The sequence below is a fragment of the Nostoc sp. UIC 10890 genome, from assembly GCF_054786515.1.
The window spans coordinates 4,510,602-4,531,460 of record NZ_JBSGKF010000001.1 but is presented as its reverse complement, the minus strand read 5'-3'; the positions used below and the strand labels follow the sequence as shown (position 1 = coordinate 4,531,460).

Here is a 20,859-nt window from a genome sequence, read left to right as displayed (position 1 = left end):
AGCTTTGAAGGAACCTTATGCAAAGTTTAAGGAGGTTACAGAGGATAAACATCAAGGCACAAGCCTATAAAAAAATATCCCACAGGATATTTTATTTTGTACAATGGACATTATTACAATAATTGCTACTTTATACTTGTTTAATCGGAAGTATAATATCGATTTTAGTTTCCTGGTTTACAACGGAAGTACATTTGATAGAGCCACCATGTTGCTCAACGATAATTTGATGGCTAATAGACAAACCTAAACCAGTTCCTTGACCAACGGGCTTAGTAGTAAAAAAAGGTTTGAAAATACTCCGGCAAATCTCTTTACTCATGCCACAACCATTGTCAACGATTGAGATAGTGATTTGATTTTCCTGAGAATGAAATGTACGAATCAGAATAGTTGGTATTTCATCTGTAGTTTGACTGAGAGTAGCTGCTTTTTTAATCAATGCATCAATTGCATTATTAATTAAATTTAGAAATACTTGATTTAAAGAGCGAGGATTACAAAAAATCTTAGGAATATTTCCGTACTCTTTAATCACTGAAATAGGTTTGCTATTACTAGCAGAAGTATTAAGCCGATGCTGCAAAATGACTAGTGTACTATCAATCCCCTGATGAATGTCAGCTTTTTTATAGTCAGCTTCATTCAAACGTGAGAAATTTGAGAGCAATTCTACAATCTCCCCAATACGAGTAGTGCCAACCTGCATCGAGTTCAGTAACTTTGGCAAGTCACTCTGGATAAAGTTCAGGTCGCTGTTAGCAAGAGCCTTGACTATTTTGACATCTGGATTTGGATACACAGAAGCATAAGTTGCTAAAAGGTTTAGTAAGTCATGGCTATACTGATGTAGATATTGTAAATTCCCATGAATAAAACTCACTGGATTATTAATTTCGTGGGCAACTCCGGCAACCATTGTTCCCAAAGCTAACATAGTTTCGCGTTGAATTAATTGTATTTGAGCTTGCTGAGTTTCTTGTAATTTAAATAAAGCTGACTCTGCATTTTCTTTTGCTGTGCGGTATTTTTCCTGTATTAGAAACAATCGTTGCAGTGTGAGGTAGTAGATAGTAACGCTAAAAAAAACAAATAATGATCCGAAAAAGAAAACCATGCCAGTGAGCAATGGTATCCATTCAATCAGCCTCTCAATTGTTAAATAGATGCATAACAAATAACCAGCAAGAAAAAAAATCATTAATAAAAACATGATTCTCCAACTCAGCTTCTCTGGTTCTGTCTTAAATAATTGAAGAATTTTTTGAGTCTTGACAATTGATAGTCCCATTATCCAAGCGCCAAGAGTAATCAGGATGATAATCAAAGATAGAACAATTGAAGAACTTAACATGGTATTGAACCAGAATAAACGTAAAAACTGATAAATGGTCTATAAAATGTTGCTATATCTACGTTTTATCATTTTTTGGGTCAAAATTATTTTGTGCATTCATACACTGCCTCTTTTCACTCTATAATTGCTTTTTGTCTAGAAAACAGAAGTCAAATAGTGTTGAGTTGAATGTCTTATAGTGTTAGGGCATAACATGCTTTTCTAGCCTAGGTAAGTGATACCAAATTAAAAATTATGTAAAATTGCCAAAAAGCTTAATTTATCAATTTGTAAAGTGTGCATAAATCTTATATCAATTCTTTATGAACACCCCTAGAAATAACCCCACCGCCTGCGACATCCCCCCTTATCAAGGAGAGATTGGGAGGGGTCAAAATAATGTACAGCTTCACATAGAATTGGTTATTAGTTCTAGCAATGTTAAGCAAATATCTCAGCACCATTTTTCAGATAAAGGTAAAATATCCTTGAGCGTAGGCGTAGCCCACCGCAGGCAATCGCCATTCAACTTTCACATCACGTTATCATCGGATATTGTGGAATTTTCGTGCGTAACCCAATAGCATCTATGACCGCTTCTCACTCTGAAACTCCATCTACCAAACCCGACGCGAGTACTTTTATTTCTGACCATCGACAGGTAGACCGCAGTAAGCTAAGTCAAATGTACCTGCACTATGTCGAGACGAAGGATAAATATCCTCACGCCGTATTGCTGTATCGGGTAGGAGATTTCTTTGAATGCTATTTCCAAGATGCTGTAAAACTAGCGCAAGAATTGGAATTAGTCCTCACTAGCAAGCAAGCTGGGGAACAGGGACGGGTGGCGATGTCTGGTGTTCCGCATCACGCTTGGGAACGCTACGCGACGATGCTTGTAGAAAAAGGCTACGCGGTGGTAATTTGCGACCAAGTGGAAGATGCTTCCGAAGCTGCTGGGAGATTAGTGCGGCGGGAAGTAACGCGCATTCTTACACCTGGCACTTTGCTAGAAGAGGGAATGCTGAAATCAAGTCGCAATAATTACTTAGCAGCAGTGGTAATTGCCGCAAATCATTGGGGTTTAGCTTATGCAGACATCTCTACAGGAGAATTTCTTACCACTCAAAGTAGTGATTTAGAACATTTGACACAGGAATTAATGCGTTTGCAACCTTCAGAAGTGCTGGTTCCGACAAATGCGCCCGATTTAGGTAGTTTGCTGCGTCCGGGAGAGACTTCACCACATTTGCCGGAGTGTTTGCCACCATCATTTTGTTATAGTTTACGATCGCAACTACCTTTTTCTCAAGGTGAAGCTAGACCTAGATTATTGCAGAAATTTAAGGTGCGATCGCTCGAAGGACTCGGTTGTGATCATCTTCCCCTTGCCGTTCGCGCGGCTGGTGGGCTTCTAGAATACTTGGAAGATACTCAAAAAGAAAACCCTGTAACCCTTCAAAGACTCCGCAGCTACACCGTCACCGACTACCTAATTGTTGACAATCAAACCCGCCGTAACTTGGAAATTACCCAAACCGTCCGGGATGGAACTTTTCACGGTTCGCTACTCTGGGCGTTAGATAAAACTAGTACGGCGATGGGTGGACGGGCTTTGCGGCGGTGGTTATTGCAACCGCTACTCGATATTAAAGGCATTCGGGCGCGACAAGATACCATCCAAGAATTGATGGAAAATACGCCTTTGCGTCAAGATTTGCGGCAGTTATTACGCCAAATTTATGATTTGGAACGCCTCACCGGAAGGGCGGGTTCTGGTACAGCTAATGCTAGAGATTTAGTAGCTTTGGCAGATTCCCTCTCACGCTTACCGGAATTATCCAATTTAGTAACTGAGGCGCGTTCCCCATTTCTAAAAGCTTTGCAGAAAGTCCCAAGTGTGTTGGAAGAATTGGCACAAAAGTTACACACACATCTTGTAGAGTCGCCACCCATACTAATTAAAGAAGGCGGATTAATTCGCCCCAGCGTTAATCCCCTGTTGGATGAAAGAAAGGCGACTGTAGAAGCAGACCAGCAATGGATTGCCAACTTGGAAGTTGATGAAAGAGCCAAGACAGGAATTTCCACACTGAAGGTAGGATTTAACAAAACTTTTGGTTATTATATCAGTATTTCCCGCAGCAAAGCTGACCAAGTACCCGCTAATTATATCCGCAAGCAAACCCTGACTAATGAGGAACGTTACATCACCCCAGATTTGAAGGAACGAGAAGCCCGGATTTTGACGGCGCGAGATGATTTAAATCAGTTGGAATATGAGATTTTTACGGCGTTGCGGGAAGAGGTAGCACAAGAGGCGGAAGTAATTCGCAATTTATCTCGTGCAGTGGCGGCGGCGGATGTGTTGTGTGGTTTGGCTGAGTTGGCGGTGCATCAAGGTTACTGTCGTCCCGAAATGTTGTCAGGAAGAGAGATAAACATTGTTGATGGTCGTCATCCGGTGGTGGAACAGTCTTTACCTGCGGGTTTCTTTGTACCGAATTCGACTCAATTGGGTCAAGAGTCATTAGTCATTAGTCATTTGTCATTAGTAGATGACCAAGGACAAAGGACAAATGACCAAGGACAAAGGACTCTTGACCAAGGACAAAAGACAAATGACCAAGGACAAAGGACAAATGACAATCCAGATTTGATTATTCTCACCGGGCCAAACGCCAGTGGCAAAAGTTGTTATTTGCGTCAGGTGGGATTAATTCAGTTAATGGCGCAGATTGGTAGTTTTGTACCAGCGAGGTTTGCCAGATTGGGAATATGCGATCGCATTTTCACCCGTGTAGGTGCAGTAGATGATTTAGCAACTGGTCAATCTACGTTCATGGTGGAAATGAATGAAACCGCAAATATTCTCAACCATGCCACATCTAGATCATTAGTATTATTAGATGAAATTGGTCGCGGCACAGCCACATTTGATGGTCTTTCTATAGCTTGGGCGGTGGCGGAATACATAGCCGTTGATATTCGGTCACGCACAATTTTTGCCACCCATTACCATGAGTTAAATGAACTGGCTAGCATTATCCCGAATGTGGCTAACTATCAGGTGACAGTGAAAGAATTACCCGACCAAATTATCTTTTTGCACCAAGTTCAACCAGGAGGTGCTGATAAATCCTATGGAATTGAAGCGGGAAGATTGGCGGGTTTACCAGCCGTAGTTATTCAACGCGCAAAACAAGTTATGGGGCAAATTGAAAAACACAGCAAGATTGCGATGGGACTACAAAATCTCGATGGTTAAGCAAGTTCGTAGTAAGGACTTTAGTCCTTATTTTCTAAGCACTAAAGTGCTTACTACAAACTAGGTGTTAATTACTGGCGAAAAATTTCTACTTTTTGTAAAACTACCTCTTGATTCGGACGATCTCTAGTTGTACGCACATTAGCGATCTTGCTGACTATATCTAGACCTTCGACAACTTCACCAAAAACACTATGTTTGTTGTCAAGGTGAGGCGTTGCTGCTTCCGTAATGAACCATTGCGAACCATTAGTACCGCGTCCAGCATTAGCCATTGATAGAATACCTGCACGAGTGTGTCTCAATTCAGGATGAAACTCATCCTCAAATTGATATCCTGGGCCACCAGTACCCCATCGGCTGGCTGTATCTAGATAACGACTTAGAGGATCGCCACACTGAATCATAAAATCAGGGATGACGCGGTGAAAACGAACCCCATCGTAAGCTGGAGTTCCCTTGCCAGATTCACCAGTTTTAGGGTCTTTCCAGTCGATTGTTCCGGTTGCTAGACCGACAAAGTTTTTGACGGTATTAGGAGTTCGTTCTTCCTCCAAACGAACTACAATTTCACCCAAGGAAGTAATTAAACGAGCGTGCAGCTTGCCATCACCGGGAATATTAATTTCTGGAAAGTTCATTAGATATCCTACTTTTAACAAGTGCCAGTATTTGAACTATATAAGTTTATCAGCATTCAAGTTACCGCCTTTAGACATAACAAAAAATCTGAAGTCAGGAAACTTGAGCCAACAAATATTTTATTCAGGCAAATTTATCGCTGGATTCCGGCTAAAGAATCCTCTAGGGACTAGCTTAAAGCCAACTCGGTGAACGGGCATCACCGGCCAATCTTCCGATCGCGGAATATGAGTTACGCCCATTGTGTACCACAGTACGATATCTTCACCCATCAAGGCTTCATCGTCTGCAATATATTTTGGTAAACCCTGTCCTGGTTGAGTTTGGTTGGGATAATCTCCCCCAGCATAAAGTTCAGTAGGTTTATATTTTGTTACCCAAAGGTGATGAGTCGCAAATTCTGCCCGTTGACGGATGCTTGAGCCTTCCACAGGGAAAAATATCGAGTTTCCTTCAGGCATCAGCATATATCCTGGTGCAGCATCCAGAACATTCTTTTTGTCTGCGCTAACAATCATCCACTCTCGACTGCTTTTCAGATCCAAATCGCGCACAGCAGCCGTTTCTTTGCCTAATGGGGTTTCTGTAACTGCGATCGCATTTCCTAAAGGATTTTTCTCATCCATCGGCAAAGCTTTCACATTCATTTCCATCACAGAATTAGCCTGACCATCGACATCGAAATCTAGGCGATAGTTGAAAAAATGCTGGTGATTTACTCCGAAGATATTTTTTGCAATTAGCCGACCAGATGAATCATCCTCAGATTGCTTTTGGGAAGCTGTTCCCTGCGCCAGTACGATACCTGTTAACTCATTTTGGACTTCCAAAGTCCCATCCTGGTGAAAGATCCAATTGATGCTGTAATCATAGTTATCAATGGCCGCATTCATCGTCATGATTAATTCTCGACTGCGACGGACATCATTACGCTGCGTACCATAGTCATAGTGCTTCCAGAGCATACCGTTATTTCGCTCGTATATGCCGATCGCTCCTGGCATCACATAAGGTTCTCCGTCGCCATTAGCAAACACAGCATCTAGCAAAAGACCGTTTTCCGGAATCTCTTTACCTAATTGCATCGTAGTTGCTAGGGAACCAAAATTGTATTCCCCAACATCAAAGGCATTTCTGAATGACCAAGTGGGATTTGGATCACCGTAAGGCACTACCGTTTCTGATAGGCTAGCGCGGTACAGCACTGGTCTGATATTTTCCCCATCGCTGTGTGTCACTTGGTACAACACCAATCCACTGCGGGGATGCATTACATAGCGAAATTTCCAACCTTGCCAGCTAATTTCATTGTCTTTGATCTGGAAACTTGCACCATTTGGTTGGAGAATTTTTAATGCTTTAAGTGGTGAAAGTAATTTACCCAAGGATTTTACATCGTAGTTCCAGTTCTCTTGAGAAAAAGGAACTATCCCTCTATCCACGAAACTGGAAATTTTACCTGTATTCAAATTAACAGTTGCCAGTATTCCTTCAATTGGACTGCCGTAAGAATTCCAGTGTTCGCCCTTGTAGTAAAATAAGCCCCGACAAAGACGGTTTCCTGCTGCTTCTTCCTGTTTACTCAGGATTCCGGGGGCCCAACAACTAATTTTGACTTGGTTGAAGTCTGTAATTCCCCGTTTTTGCATCGCTGTTTGCCATCGGGGATCGGATTTAAAAGCTTCAGTTGCCAATTGATATTCTGAAGCGACGATCGCAGGTTGGACAGACGGTATTTCTTTCCAAGAACTTAAGGTATTGCTTGTCAGGTCAACGACACCCTCAAAGGTTTTGTTTTGCGATCGCTCATAGACTACCAAAAAAGCTTTTCGCCCAAAAGCTTTACCAGGTGTAAAATTTAGAACTTCTGCTTTATCTGGTTCTTGTAAAGCAATAAGTGGAAAAGCTGCCATTTCGCTCAAAGTTTTTTCTCTTTGAATGACCGAAACAGCTGTATTAATTTCTGCCTCAGTTAGCGACGTGAGAGGATGGGAAATAGAAGGCTGTTGAGCCGTCAATGTTTCTATTAATCCGATTGAAATAGAAATGATGGAAATGATCGCAATCGATAACCACAAAAAACGCTTTAACCGCTTAATCATCTTTTACATTTTTACAAAAGACTTATAGTTATCTATTTCCAAGCCTAAGATTGAAACCCGATAAAATATAGAAGCTAAAGCCAAATTAATTTGCTAACAGTGTCCCCGATTGTGAAACCCAATATATTCCTGGATTTAGTAGTATGGACGAGCAATTTATCCGTGAAGCAGTGGAGAATTTTACACGCCCTTGGCCCCAAAGGCGAGGTATTGAGTCAATTGATCGAAATGCTGCCGTTGTACTTGTGAAAGTACCATTAAATCAGCTATCTGATGCCCTTGCGGAAAAAGCGATCGAATCCCAACGCAATGTCATAGGATCGGAAATCGAAGTTTCAGGTGCTTTTGTATTCGCGTATCAACTAGTTGGACACCCTTGGTCAATTATGATTTCTGGCGATCTGTCTTATCCATCAATTTTGGAATCAAGCGAGTTAGCTCTACTTTCAAAACAGTTAGAACAAACAGTGATCATGCTGCTTGTAAGCGACAGTGCAGGCGAAATCGGCTATGACTTATTTGAGGGTGGAGAATTAGTTGAATACTTCAGGGGGTCAGATGGTGAGTTAACTGACGACTCTAATAAATATGGCATTCAGGCGCAGCGATATCTATTGTTTCCGTACCCAGACGAACTCGAAGAAGATGAGGACTCTGAAGCTCAACAAACAGCATACTTCTGGTCGCGTCGTCGCCAAGTAACAGCCGAAGAAATTGGCAATGTGTGGAATTTTCCATGTCAGCTTATGCTTGATTACGATGCGTTTGATCCTGCAATTGACTCTGAATATTTATTAGGAGAATACTCTTTGAAGCGTGGCGATCGCTATCGAGTTCAAAATCCAGGATTCACTTTAGTTCTTGGTTATGAAGCAGATGGTCGTAGGCAGGAAATCACTTCTGTACCTGATTTAGTTAGGGTCGATTACTTTAGATTTGGAAAATAAATAGGCTGTGCTATCATCAATCCAAAATCAAAAAGAGCAAGCGCATTCATCTTGCGTTGCTCAATCTAAAATCCAAAATTCAAAATTATTTGATACCTCAGCAATTACGCTGAAACCAAACGGCGTAAAGATTCAGCACGACGTTTAGCAATAGGGTTATTTGGAGACAATTTGAGTGCTTCTTCGTAACTTTGTAACGCCTGAGTAGTTAATTTTTTCTTTTCGTAGGCGTGACCGAGATTATTCAATCCTGTCACGTAGTCAGGTTTTGATTTGAGAGCTTCTTTGTACTGACGAATTGCTAAATCATATTGCTCTTGGATAAAATAAATATAGCCCAGCCCGTTGTAAATGGGGGCGATATCTTCTTCTTCCTCTTCTTCAGCAGCTTTGAGAGCTTTTTGAAATAGCGCGATCGCTTGAGAGTACATTTTTTTTTCTGAATAAATACTGGCTAACTCATAATATTCTTGAGTCGTACCCTTTTCTTTCTCTAACTTCTTTCGCAACCTTGCAAAAGCGCCTTCAATCTTGCGAGTTTTGAAAATCTGGCGAAAAACACTCACGGCTGCAATTGTGAGTATAACCACCAAAATTGAGAGATAAACAACGGCTAGACTGTTATCCATTGCTGCAAATACAAATATTATAAAGTTTGTTATTTGTCATTTGTCATTTGTCCTTTGTCCTTTGTTATTCGCTAATGACCGATGACTAATGACCAATGACTAATTTATGGTAAACCCCAGTATTGAGAGCGTTGCTGGAGCCAACCTTCTTCTAAATAACGAGCGATCGCTTGATTGATGCTTCGTCTAAACTCATCATATTGCAATCCCTTGGGCGTTACTACAGACAAGGGTTCAGTTGATAGCTTGGTTGGTAGTAGGCGATATTGGGGATATTCTTGCACCCAACCGCTTAGAACGCTAGCATCTGCGGCAAAGGCGGCGACGACATTATTTTCTATTTCGTCTCGCGCTTCTTGATATGAATTCACCCCTACTAACTCGGAATTTGGCACATAGTACCGCACTTGAGCAATAGTGCTGGAGTTGTTGAGTACGGCAATTTTTTGTTTTGCCAAATCACTCAACTTCTGCACGGAGGTATCTTTCGTAACTAATACAGTGCCATCCAAATAGTAGGGAACACTGAAACTAACTATGCGGCTGCGAGATTCGGTTGCTGTGATTCTAGCGATCGCAAAATCAACTTTCTTGTCTAAGACTACAGATAAGCGATCGCGATTCGCTACAGGTTTAAATCTGATAGCCTCGGCTTTACCAACCAAGTCACCTGCCAAACGCTTTGCCAAGTCAATTTCTAAGCCTTGTAAGTTACCCTTAGCATCTTTAAATCCCAAGGGACGCAAGTTATCTTTAACGGCAATATTTAAATAGCCCCGCTGCTGAATTTCTGACATTTCGGCAGCAGATGCAGTTAATCCCGTCCCCACTAAGGAAAAGCAAAAAATCCAAAAGATAGTGGCGGATAATACCAGATGTAACCGAGTAATTGCTTGCCATCTGTTACATCTGTTATACATCCCTTACCACCTTTATCCTTTAGCTTGAATTGCCAATTCAGCAACTTTGCCGAAGCTGGCTGGATCGAGGACTGCCAATTGCGCCAACATCTTGCGATTTAGTTGGATATCAGCTTTTTTCAAGTTACCGATCAACTGGCTGTAGCTCAAGCCGTGTTGCCTGGAAGCAGCGTTGATGCGGGTGATCCAGAGGCGACGAAAATCGCGCTTTTTCTTTTTGCGATCGCGGTAGGCACTCCGTAGCGCCTTCATCACTTGTTGGTTAGCAGTTCTAAACAGAGTTGAATGGGAACCGCGAAAACCTTTAGCTAGTTTGAGAATTTTATTGCGGCGCTTCCGAGCTACATTACCGCGTTTTACCCGAGTCATAACTTATTTCCTAAAATACTTACAAATATGGGAGCATCAAGCGAACGTTAAGTTCATCACGTTCATGTACAAGCGCACTTTGGCGCATACCACGCTTTTTGTCAGAAGATTTGTGCTCTAAAAGGTGGCTTTTGAACGCTTTACGACGGACGATTTTGCCGGTACCGGTGGCACGGAATCGCTTTGCCGCTGCTTTACGAGTCTTTAGTTTAGGCATGGTATAGCTTTGATTCGACACGATCCATTATTATATACTATTAAAATTGCTATAACTGCAATTAAATAAAGGATTTAATCGACGGCGATCGTTATTTAGGAGTCAGGAGTCAGGAGTCAGTACAAATAGTGGATACCGTAATATAAAGCCTCTCTTCTCCTTTGGAGACGCTAGGGCGAACGCTTAGAGGATGTTTGAAAAGTATTTTTGATAACTTCTAAGCCTCAGAAAACTAACCCGCCTAGCCCCCTTCCCTACAAGGGAATGGGTTTCCAAGCCTCTCTCCGCTTGCCTAACGCAGGCCATTGGTGTCAACTTAAGCTAGAAATAGCTTCGCTGCGGGCTTCATAACCCGCCAGAGAATGAATTCTCTGGCTCATAGCTAAAGTCTACTGAAGTAGACTGAATCTTTTTGGGGATATCTAGTCATCTGAAGATGACTTTCGCTATGATTCTTGGAACTGAAGTTCCTTGCAGAACATAGTTTTTGCGTTAAGTTGACACCAATGAACGCAGGCTGACGCCAACGGGGAGAGGTTTGGAGAGGGGTTTATTCTGAATTCTGACTCCTGAATTCTGACTCCTGAATTCTGCATTCTGATTCTTCTTCAATAACTTTTTCCAGTGGCGCCGACTTTGGGATCTAAAACTATTTGCGAACCGGATTTATTCACATGGTAAGTCCAAGATTGCTCTTTAACCTTGACAATCACTTCCCAGCCTTCAACGGGGTCGTACTGCTGGGTGCAAACTTCGCCAAAGTTAAATTGACAGGGGTTTCCAAAAGTTTTTGATGTGGCTTGAGTGATTTTTAAATCAGCAATTCCCACCCCAGAACGCTTTGAGGCATCGCTTAAAACTGCATCTGCGATCGCTTTCGGCAATGTCTGTAAAGCACTCACCTGCGGATCTAAAACGATTTGCTTTCCAGATTTATCTACACGGTAAGTCCACGAATCTTTGCGGACTCTGACAACTACTTCCCAACCTTCAACGGGGTTATATTCCCTAGTACAAATTTCTCCAAAATTGAACTCACAAGGATTCCCAAAGGTTTTCGATGTGACTTGAGTAATCTGTAATTGCCGTTTAGGTATGCCGGAACGCTTGGAAGCATCCTGTAAAATTTTATTAGCGATCGCTTTCGGTAACTTATTTCCTTGCGATTGGGGTCTTTGAGACAATTGAGTGCTATCTGGGCGAGGAATAGCCCCAGCGAAGTTGTTTTCAGCAAGTCCAAACCCATAAGATAGCAAGCTTGTCAACGCCAATGTCAATAAAACTCCTCTGGGTGACTGAAAGGTGCTTTTGAGTAAAGCAGATACTTTGATGATTGATTTCATATATTTTTTTTAAATTGAATAGTTTGTTTGACGTTGCACTATCAATTCAGTTTCTTTGTAACAAGTAGGGATAAGGAGAACAACGAAGATTTCTTCCCAATGCCCAATCCCTATTTGATCATTGCCGCTAAATTCATCACACATTCAGGAAACTGGCGTTTTAATGCCGGAAACACGGGACAAGGCGCTTGTTCTTGTAAATTATCTGGTTTACTCCAAGTAAAGGGCGCTTTCTGCGCCGCAGACATCCACAACAGAAGTTTCGCTCGTGTCATGGCAACATAGAGTAAACGATATTCTTCAGATGTTTTCAAATTCTTTGCCACCTCCCATGCTTGACTAACATCCGGTATGGTAGATTCTTCGTGGAGAGTAGCGCGAATTTGGGCGCGGGCTACTTCTGATAAGGTAAAGTCGCCTAAAAATTGGCTTTGGGGAGGAACCCAAAATCTGCCAGGAATCAAGTTTTCGTGGAGAAAGGGAAGAAACACATAGTCCCAATCTAGCCCTTTGGCTTTGTGCATGGTAATAATTGTCAGTTGGCCGCGACGAGTGTAACGTTCTTCCGAATCCTCGGTTTCCACTGGTTCAAACCGTTCAGAACTGACGATTTCACTTAAGGCTGAAAGCATCCCACTCATTGAACTATTGCCAGCTATCTGCTGGTTTACCCGTTCTGCGAGTTTGTCAGCAGTTGCCAATTCGGCCTGGTCGTAATTTAAGGTCAAGGCGAGAAAGGAAATTAGCTGGTATAGGGGCAGTTCTAAGCGGGCGCGAAGTAAATTGCGACACAATTTTGCAGCTTTTTGTACTGTTTCTGATTGGGGTGCTGCTAGGGGGCCAGGATACAAAAATTCTTCTGGTAGACTAGCAAGGGCGTTGAGGTCTTGGGTAGGAATTAATTGGCGCTGGACTAATGCTTCTAGGGCAGCTTTAAGGTAATCGGGGGAGTGGGGGCGATCGCAAAATTGCAATAATGCCAAAATTTCTTGGGGGACATGGGAACGGCGATCGCGTTCTCCCACATCGTAAAGTGTAATATTATGCTCTTTGCACACAGGTGCTAAAGCCTCTCCTAGCCAGCGTCCTTGGCGATTTTCTCTGACTAAAATCGCTGCACTATTTTTTGTTGGGTCTTCGCCAAATAACTCAATCACCCTTTGAGATAACAATTCAACGGTCTGATGAATATCACGCGGTGTATAAAGTTCTAAACCTCGTCCTACTGGTGCGGGGTTGGCGTTAGTTTGCGGATCACCAGCATTAACAGGGCGAATTGTCTGCAAGCGAAATGGGACTTGTCGGTTGTCAGAAATCTGTTGTCCGTTATTGGTTTTTGCTAACCACTGATTATTAATCCATGTGAGGGCAAAGTTAGCCGCTTCAATGATAATTCTAGTACTGCGACCAGCTTGATCCATCGTTGCCAATCGTTCAATGCGATCGCACTCTTCGCAAAATTGGCGAAAATAAATCGGATCGGCTGGAGTAAAGGTAGAGTTAATCGCCTGGTTAGGGTCGCCAACTCGGACTAGGTTGAGTGGGGAGTTAGGAGAGACGCGATGAATCGCGTCTGTACAAGAGTCAGCAGTAGAGACGCGATTCATCGCGTCTATTAGGAGTGAAGAATTATCTCCCGCATCACTTGCCAAAATTTCTAATAATTGCGTCTGAAGCGGACTAGAATCTTGGGCTTCGTCTTCAAAGACGGCGAATACTTGGTTTTGCTCGATGCGACGGGCGCTGTCATTTTCTAAAACCCGCAGTGCGGCTAAAATCATATCGTCGTAGTCAATGAAGTCACGCGATCGCATTAAGTTTTGATATTGCTCATACAATCCCGCCGCTACACTCAAAATTGCATATTCGTCTGTGGTTTGTTTACTCCACTCCCGCAACAATTCTGGCGATATTCCAGAACTTTTTGCTTCATGAATTACCGTATTAGCTAATTCTGGCAAGACTTCTGTTCGCAGCACCGATTGACGACGTAACCTTTCTGTCTCTTCTCCGTCAAATTGATGACCTTCTAATAACCGCAAATATCTATCTTGATTATTTCCAATCCATTGTTCTACGGCAGTTCTGATAAAGCGGTGGCTTTGGGTTGGTGTAATTAATGTGACATTTTCTAACTCCAAACCCGACAAATTAGAATGGCGGCTGGCAATGTTCAATGCTAGACCATGTAAGGTATAGACAAAAAAGCCCATCTGGGGTAAGGATAAATCATCTCGTAAGAATTTACGAATCTTGGCTTTAATATTGGCAGCAGCAGAGCGAGTAAAAGTAACGACTACCAACTGACGGCGCGAGGATGAACGTTCATATTGACGGGCGATCGCGATCGCCGCAGCCGCCGCCATACCCGTAGATTTTCCTGCACCAGGAACGGCGGAAATCGCCAAAGGGCCAGATTGCCAGTCAGCCATTTGCTGTTGTCCAGGGCGTAAACTGTTGCGGATTGCGAGAATTTTCTCTTGTAAAGAAGGAAAAGGCGATCGCTCCAACAATTTTGAGTAGAGTAATTCTTGAGCCACAGGAGCAGTAAATTTAGAGTCAGACATATAAAATTTTAGATTTAGGATTTAATTCTAAAATCGCAGATATGAATAATTTTAAGTGATTTATAAATCCCAAATTACTAGATTGCCGATATAGCAATCCTAAATGAGTTATGAACAAAAAGATCCCCGACTTCTTCAAAAAGTCGAGGATCTGAGCCTCTCGATGGAGAGTAGTCTGTCAAGTTTGATTTGATCGGTTTGTAGTGTGCGCTGTCTTTGCTAAAGTGCAAACTACAAACAATTACTAGAAAATGAATCTTAGACTAGTTCTTTGATATTTTGCCGTTCTTCCACAGTTGATTCACTAAAAACAGCTACATACAACCATCCGGCTAAAATAGCCCCCAAGATAGGAGCTATCCAGAACAGCCAGACTTGGGAAAATAGTTCTACACCTGCAAATAGAGCAACTCCAGTACTACGGGCAGGATTAACCGAGGTGTTGGTTACAGGAATGCTAATTAGGTGAATCAAGGTGAGTCCAAAACCAATTGCCAATGGTGCAAATCCTTTAGGAGCGCGGCTATCAGTCACACCCAGAATAATCAACAGAAACATGAAAGTCATCACAACTTCACTAATAAAGCAAGCAAATAGCGTGTAACCACCTGGAGAGTGAGTACCATAGCCATTGGTAGCCAATGGGTTGGAGCCAGTCAGGGCAAATCCAGTTTTGCCGCTAGCAATCAGATAAATAATACCCGCACCAACAACTGCACCGACTACTTGAGAGGCAATGTAAGGTAATAAGTCAGATCCCGGAAAGCGCTTACCTGCCCACAATCCAAAGGAAACAGCTGGATTGAAATGCCCACCAGAAATATGACCAAGAGCATAAGCCCCTGTGAGGACGGTAAGCCCGAATGCCAAAGATACACCAACCAATCCAATACCCAATGGAAAGGAGGTACTTTCGCTGATTTTTGCAGCATCAGCTGTGTAGGCTGCGGCTATAACAGCACTACCACAACCACCTAAAACAAGCCAGAATGTGCCAATAAATTCGGCCAAACAACGTTTAGTTAGAGACATTTTTGGAAAACTCCTTGTTCAGCTACAAATGAGCGATCGCTATGTTGGACAATGCTTGAGTCATGACATCATCAACAGGGAATCTTTGGGTTTGTTTCATGCCCATCAAATTTTCCCTGAATCCCTGACTAATTGATTCTGACTTCTGAAATTCTTTAAGAAACTAAATCGAAAAAATAGGAATTTGTTTTTTACTCAATAATTGTGGTAATAAAAGAAGATACAGGAAAAGTTAAAATAATAAAAAAAATACTTAATTTCTTAAGTATTTTGCTCGGATAATGCATCTTTTGAGCAATTAAAATTGTTGGAAAATTTATTTAAATTTTGCAATATAAATTATAGTTTATACATTTTAGGCTGAAAAAATGAGATTGTTTTCTCTTAAGGTTGTTGCTCGGTAACTGTTCAGAGCATGTGATCATCCCTGAAAATCTGGACTTACACAAATTAATAGAACAATGAAAAATAAAGACTTCAAGCAGGGCATTGGGGAGCCAGTGGCTTGCTCTGGTTAATAGAGTTAAAGCAACTGGCGACATTGTCCAAAGATAAAATTCAACTAATGCCCTATTTCCTATGCGCTATTGGAGGATATCAACTGGTCGCGGCGTTCCTCCCCCACCAACTTTTATGTATAGTGGCTACGGTACTGGGTACTGGATACCAGAAATTGTTTTTTAAAATTTGGTGGTGGGTAAGAGCAAGCACCATAATTTTTCGATTTTACACCCAGTCCCCAATCCCCAATCCCCAGTCCCCAGTCCCTTTTACCAAATCACATCACGGAGTTAGTCCTTTTGAAAATTGAAATTATTCATCAATCTGCCAAGAATCCTTAGTTAATTCTTCATCCAGAATTTTCTTAGGACGAACAATAATGATAATTTGTCCTAATAAAGGAATTTCTGGTTCAGTTTCAAACCACTGAAAATCTAATTCACCACCATTTTCAACAACAAAGTAGCTAGAGGCATCCCATTCTCGTTGGGCACGATCTATCACTACTACGACTGGCCCTATTTGGCTTTGAGTTTGGATGGGGAAGCGATCGCTATTCGCTAAAATTACAACTGGATCTTCTGCCGCCAACAGCACTTGCCAACCTGGTAAAGGTACCCAAGCTTGTTCTCCAGAAAACTTGACTAGGCGAAATGGTTCAATTTCTGTGAGTATAGGCACTGCTTGTAAGTCTTGCCGTGACAATGGCAATTCACCGACTACGGGCAAGATTCGGGGTAATTGTTCTTCAAACTCCAGGCGGTAAAAGGGTAAAATTGGCGCTGGACGCTGGGGAACAGTAGTAAAATCAGTCAGTAGTTGTTCAATTTTTTGCCTTGCTCCTGGTGTGTGAGCAAAACGCAAACCTTTGGCGATTAGGCGCGATCGCTGTTGTAAATCTGCATTTTGGCGTGCTAGTTTCCAAACTTGGTGAGCAACGGCATCCCCAGGATGGGCAGAAAACCCTTCTGGTAAACTGCGGTAATAAGAGAACTCTTTCAGGGCTTTGGCTATTTCCCGTGCCTCATCGGCATCAACATTGTGGACGAAGATGAGTTCGGCGGCGGCAGCGCGTTCTTCTTGGGTGAGCAAACGCAGTTCGTATAAAACATCACTTCCACGTGTGGTGTAGTGCGATCGCGTTGCTTCCGATACTCCAAACTTTTCCAAAGAATTGTAAACTTGAGAACCAACAACCACCTGATTTTGTTGAATCGGCTCAAATCCAGTTGCCTCAAAAATTTCTTGGGGGTTATAACCGATTTTTAGCAACGAGGCGATCGCGCCTCCCCATTCCACCCAGTTGCCTTGTTTTTGCCTCAGCCTTCGCAGTAATTCTTGTGCTACATCGTTAGTAGTATTGTCTTCGGGATTCTGAGCGTTGGGTGGTAGATCAGTCATAATCGGAGTGCAAGCTTCAACTTGAGAGGTTGGTTAATACCTCATGAGCAAGTCTTATTCTAATCTATGAACTACCCAGACAGACTGCCTTAAGTTCATCTGTGGAAACTTACAGCAGTTTTCTTTGACATGAAGTACAAAGTTACGGGTTTTGAGGCAGGAGGTGGGAGGTAGGAAGCAGAAGGCAAGAATTCCGCAGCAAATTTGCTCTGTAGCGCCCACTATTAGCGTTTTAAAATATGCAAAATAACTCCGTATAAACCCTTGGCAATTTTCGGCTATTCTCAACTAAACTTGGTATGGAATATAACAAGAGTGTGAATATTTAAAGGAAATATCTTATGGATAATCCCGGTGTCGAAATTGATAAAGTCCAATATCAAGTAATGACTCTCGAACGACCAAAAAAGCTGAAAATCCTGGTAGTTGACGATGAACCAGATAATCTCGATCTACTTTATCGCACATTTCGACGCGACTTTAATGTTCTGAAAGCTGATAGTGGAGTGAACGCCCTACAAGTTTTGGCAACAGAAGGGGAGGTAGCGGTGATTATCTCCGATCAACGGATGCCAGAAATGAAAGGAACTGAGTTTCTCAGTAAGACTGTACCTCAGTTTCCCGATACGGTGAGAATAATTCTCACCGGATTTACTGATATTGAAGACTTGGTAGAAGCAATTAATGCTGGGCAAGTCTACAAATATATCACCAAGCCTTGGGACCCAGGGGAACTGAAGGCAGTGGTGCAAAGAGCAGCAGAAACTTACGACTTGCTCAAGCAACGTACAGAAGAATTACGCCGCGCTCATGCTCAAATGGCGCTGCTGAGTGTTTTAGTACAGGTAACTCAAGCTGCTTCTAGCTTAGAGGAAACTCTTGCTCCCATTGCTAGGGCTGTGAGTGAGACTTTTGGGGCAGAAGGCTGTATTTTACAACTTACAGATGGAAATACTCTGATTGCGACTCAAGGAACTTACAGCGAAACAGGTACAATAGAAAATTGGTTATCCGAAGACCCACTAACAAAGGAAGCGATCGCCACTGGGCAAATCCAAGTTTCCTTAAATGTAGTTAAAGACACTAAATTAGTTGATGCTATTCACTACCAAAATACGGGTGTGCAAGCACATTTAGTGATTCCGATTAGCTACCGGAACGAACTTTTGGGCGTATTATCACTACAGTGGAAGCAACCCTGCACTTTGCGGGAAGATGAATTAACCCTAATTAATTTATCAGCGCAACTGGTAGCGATCGCTCTCACTAGTAGCCGCTCTCATCAAACCATTGTGTAGTTGTCCTTTGTCATTTGTCCAAAGTCCATTGGCAAATGACGAATGACAAATCACGAATGACTAATGACCAATGACCAATGACTAATGACTAACGAAATTCAGTCCATTTTTAACCGTATTGCTCCAGTTTATGACCAGTTGAACGATTGGTTGAGTCTGGGACAGCATCGAATCTGGAAGGAAATGGCAGTAAAATGGAGTGCAGTTAAACCCGGCGATACTGCATTAGATTTGTGTTGCGGCAGCGGTGATTTAGCCTTACGTTTGGCGAGGCGTGTGGGAGCGACAGGACAAGTGTATGGAGTAGATTTTTCCCCAAACCTCCTAGAAACTGCTAAAGAACGTTCCCAAAAGCAGTATCCCCAACCTGCGATTGCCTGGGTAGAAGCGGATGTGCTAAATTTACCCTTTGAAGATAACCAATTTGATGCCGCAACAATGGGCTATGGTTTAAGGAATGTTAAAGATATTCCTCGCAGTCTCCAAGAGTTACACCGCGTTTTGAAGCCGGGTGCTAAAGCTGCAATTTTAGACTTTCATCGACCGAGCAATCCTCAGCTACGTGCCTTTCAGCAGTTGTATCTGGACGGTTTCGTGGTGCCAGTTGCCAATTATTTAGGCTTAAAAGAAGAATATGCTTACATCAGTCCTAGCTTAGACCGTTTTCCCATCGGCAAAGAGCAAATAGAGTTAGCTTATCAAGTTGGTTTTGCTATTGCCACACACTACCCCATTGTGAACGGTATGATGGGAGTGCTGGTAGTCAGCAAATTTTAGATTTGGGATTTTGGATTGGGGACTGCGGAATCGGTAATGGCTAATGGAAAATCGTTAGTAGTTAGTGGGCAAATAAATCATAACTAATAACCGCCAATTACCAATCCCCAATCCCTAATTTCTAATCTAAAATCCAAAATCCAAAATCCAAAATCCAAAATCCTGTGGACTGGTTTCATCTTTGGTTTTATGTCGCTCCCCCGGTACTGGGTGGAATTATTGGCTATTTCACAAATGATATAGCCATTAAAATGTTGTTCCGTCCTTACCGAGCAATTTATATTGCTGGACGAAGAGTACCCTTCACCCCTGGATTGATTCCCCGCAACCAGGAACGTTTGGCTAAGAACATTTCCAATACAATCATGGGGTCACTGTTGACACCACAAGAATTGCAAAATCTGGCCCGGCGTTTGTTGCAAACAGAACGCGTACAAGCAGCAATTATCTGGTTGTTGCGGCTGGCAATTGAACAAATCAAAACAGATAAAAACCAGAAAAGTACCAAAATTGTAGCTGGAATTTTGCGGGATTTACTAGGGGAATCCTTACCACGGTTACTCAAGGTTTTGGCGCGACGTGAAGACTTTTTAGAAGCGCAGATCAATCAAATTTTTGACCAGATATTGCTGGAATTTCAACTGAGTGAAGAACAAGCCACGCGGCTTGTTGATTGGTTGTTGGAGGTAGTTTTACCGCCGGATCTGTTGCGCCAAGCGATAGTTGATTTTTTGACCGATCGCACGATTCAAATTATTGATGAAGGATTCCGCGAAAAAACCAGTGGGACTTATTGGGTAGTAGCAAATTTGTTTGGCTTACGTAACACTCTTACACGGCTACGGACTTTTTGCTTGGATGAAAAGGAGGCTACCAATACTCGCTTGCAGGAATTGACTCAAGATTTGCAGGTGCGCGATCGCATTAGGAAATTCTTGCAAAATTTATCATTACAAAACTTGCCAATTGGTACGGTACGACAACTACGAAAAACCACCCGCGAAAGTGTCCGCCATTACCTGCAAAACAGTGGTAGCGATTTTCTCCAAGGATTAACTGATTCTGTGGATTGGGAAAATATTGCTGTAGTACTGCTGAATCGTCTTAGTACTTCACCCGTTGTCAGTACTTCTTTAGAAGTAATGAGTCAAGAATTGGCTCTAATTTTAGAGAAATATTTGGAAAAAGATTTAGAAGCAATTGTGGCACAGGTAATTCCAATTTTGTCAATAGATGAAGTGATAGTTGACCGAGTGAAATCAACTTCACCAGCTGATTTAGAAAATGCGATTGAGGGAATTGTCAAAAATGAATTACAGGCAATTGTGACTTTAGGTGGTGTTCTGGGTTTTGTTATAGGGTTATTGCAGACAGTGTTTTTAATATTAAGTCAATCTTAATTGACTGTTTTTGTCTGTAAATTTATCAAATTATAGTGAGAAATTACTTATATTTTGAAGCAAGTGAAATTGAGCGATCGCCTTCTGAGAAAAGGTGTAAATAAGAAGCG

16 protein-coding genes are annotated in these 20,859 nt (G+C 42.2%); 5 read left to right on the top strand and 11 right to left on the bottom strand.

Annotated elements, in window-relative coordinates:
* Positions 1 to 130: 130 nt before the first annotated feature.
* Positions 131 to 1,354, bottom strand: a complete 1,224-nt coding sequence (locus tag ACWATR_RS18725) for a sensor histidine kinase (RefSeq protein ID WP_460335483.1) — start codon at positions 1,352 to 1,354, stop codon at positions 131 to 133.
* Positions 1,355 to 1,925: 571 nt separating this feature from the next.
* Between ACWATR_RS18725 and mutS the strand changes: the two genes are divergently transcribed.
* Positions 1,926 to 4,604, top strand: a complete 2,679-nt coding sequence (mutS, locus tag ACWATR_RS18720; protein ID WP_460335480.1) for a DNA mismatch repair protein MutS — start codon at positions 1,926 to 1,928, stop codon at positions 4,602 to 4,604.
* Between the two features lie 71 nt (positions 4,605 to 4,675).
* Here mutS and ACWATR_RS18715 read toward each other — a convergent pair whose 3' ends face one another.
* Together ACWATR_RS18715 and ACWATR_RS18710 are read right to left on the bottom strand one after the other, a co-directional pair.
* Entirely contained in the window at positions 4,676 to 5,245 is a 570-nt protein-coding gene (locus tag ACWATR_RS18715; protein ID WP_460335477.1) for a peptidylprolyl isomerase, read from the bottom strand.
* 120 nt (positions 5,246 to 5,365) lie between these two features.
* On the bottom strand, positions 5,366 to 7,348 hold the full coding sequence (locus ACWATR_RS18710) for a primary-amine oxidase (RefSeq protein ID WP_460335474.1): 1,983 nt from the start codon (positions 7,346 to 7,348) through the stop codon (positions 5,366 to 5,368).
* A gap of 143 nt (positions 7,349 to 7,491) precedes the next feature.
* Between ACWATR_RS18710 and ACWATR_RS18705 the strand changes: the two genes are divergently transcribed.
* Positions 7,492 to 8,295, top strand: a complete 804-nt coding sequence (locus ACWATR_RS18705; RefSeq protein ID WP_460335471.1) for a hypothetical protein — start codon at positions 7,492 to 7,494, stop codon at positions 8,293 to 8,295.
* Positions 8,296 to 8,399: 104 nt separating this feature from the next.
* Here the strand turns inward: ACWATR_RS18705 and ACWATR_RS18700 are convergent, their stop codons facing one another.
* The 8 genes from ACWATR_RS18700 to ACWATR_RS18665 form a co-directional block, all read right to left on the bottom strand.
* A complete protein-coding gene (locus ACWATR_RS18700) occupies positions 8,400 to 8,924 on the bottom strand; it encodes a tetratricopeptide repeat protein (protein ID WP_460335468.1) in 525 nt (174 codons plus the stop codon).
* A gap of 104 nt (positions 8,925 to 9,028) precedes the next feature.
* Positions 9,029 to 9,844 carry a transporter substrate-binding domain-containing protein gene (locus ACWATR_RS18695; RefSeq protein ID WP_460335465.1) on the bottom strand — a complete coding sequence of 272 codons (816 nt, stop codon included), beginning with the start codon at positions 9,842 to 9,844 and terminating at the stop codon, positions 9,029 to 9,031.
* Positions 9,845 to 9,856: 12 nt separating this feature from the next.
* Entirely contained in the window at positions 9,857 to 10,213 is a 357-nt protein-coding gene (gene rplT / locus ACWATR_RS18690; RefSeq protein ID WP_179065135.1) for a 50S ribosomal protein L20, read from the bottom strand.
* A 19-nt stretch (positions 10,214 to 10,232) separates the two neighbouring features.
* The gene (rpmI, locus tag ACWATR_RS18685) at positions 10,233 to 10,430 is read right to left on the bottom strand and encodes a 50S ribosomal protein L35 (protein WP_069069782.1); all 198 of its coding nucleotides are present in this window, start codon (positions 10,428 to 10,430) and stop codon (positions 10,233 to 10,235) included.
* Between the two features lie 608 nt (positions 10,431 to 11,038).
* On the bottom strand, positions 11,039 to 11,773 hold the full coding sequence (locus ACWATR_RS18680) for a hypothetical protein (RefSeq protein WP_460335461.1): 735 nt from the start codon (positions 11,771 to 11,773) through the stop codon (positions 11,039 to 11,041).
* Between the two features lie 110 nt (positions 11,774 to 11,883).
* Positions 11,884 to 14,340 carry an ATP-dependent helicase gene (locus ACWATR_RS18675; RefSeq protein WP_460335458.1) on the bottom strand — a complete coding sequence of 819 codons (2,457 nt, stop codon included), beginning with the start codon at positions 14,338 to 14,340 and terminating at the stop codon, positions 11,884 to 11,886.
* A 258-nt stretch (positions 14,341 to 14,598) separates the two neighbouring features.
* Positions 14,599 to 15,372, bottom strand: a complete 774-nt coding sequence (aqpZ, locus tag ACWATR_RS18670) for an aquaporin Z (protein ID WP_460335455.1) — start codon at positions 15,370 to 15,372, stop codon at positions 14,599 to 14,601.
* Between the two features lie 813 nt (positions 15,373 to 16,185).
* The gene (locus tag ACWATR_RS18665; RefSeq protein ID WP_460335452.1) at positions 16,186 to 17,274 is read right to left on the bottom strand and encodes a RuBisCO accumulation factor 1; all 1,089 of its coding nucleotides are present in this window, start codon (positions 17,272 to 17,274) and stop codon (positions 16,186 to 16,188) included.
* 341 nt (positions 17,275 to 17,615) lie between these two features.
* On the opposite strand from ACWATR_RS18665, the gene ACWATR_RS18660 reads away from it, so the two are divergent.
* From ACWATR_RS18660 to ACWATR_RS18650, 3 genes are all read left to right on the top strand, one after another.
* Entirely contained in the window at positions 17,616 to 18,572 is a 957-nt protein-coding gene (locus ACWATR_RS18660; RefSeq protein WP_460335449.1) for a response regulator, read from the top strand.
* An 84-nt stretch (positions 18,573 to 18,656) separates the two neighbouring features.
* Positions 18,657 to 19,349: a bifunctional demethylmenaquinone methyltransferase/2-methoxy-6-polyprenyl-1,4-benzoquinol methylase UbiE gene (ubiE, locus tag ACWATR_RS18655; protein WP_460335446.1), complete on the top strand. Its 693-nt coding sequence runs from the start codon at positions 18,657 to 18,659 to the stop codon at positions 19,347 to 19,349.
* 164 nt (positions 19,350 to 19,513) lie between these two features.
* The gene (locus tag ACWATR_RS18650; RefSeq protein WP_460335443.1) at positions 19,514 to 20,749 is read left to right on the top strand and encodes a DUF445 domain-containing protein; all 1,236 of its coding nucleotides are present in this window, start codon (positions 19,514 to 19,516) and stop codon (positions 20,747 to 20,749) included.
* Positions 20,750 to 20,859 lie beyond the last annotated feature (110 nt).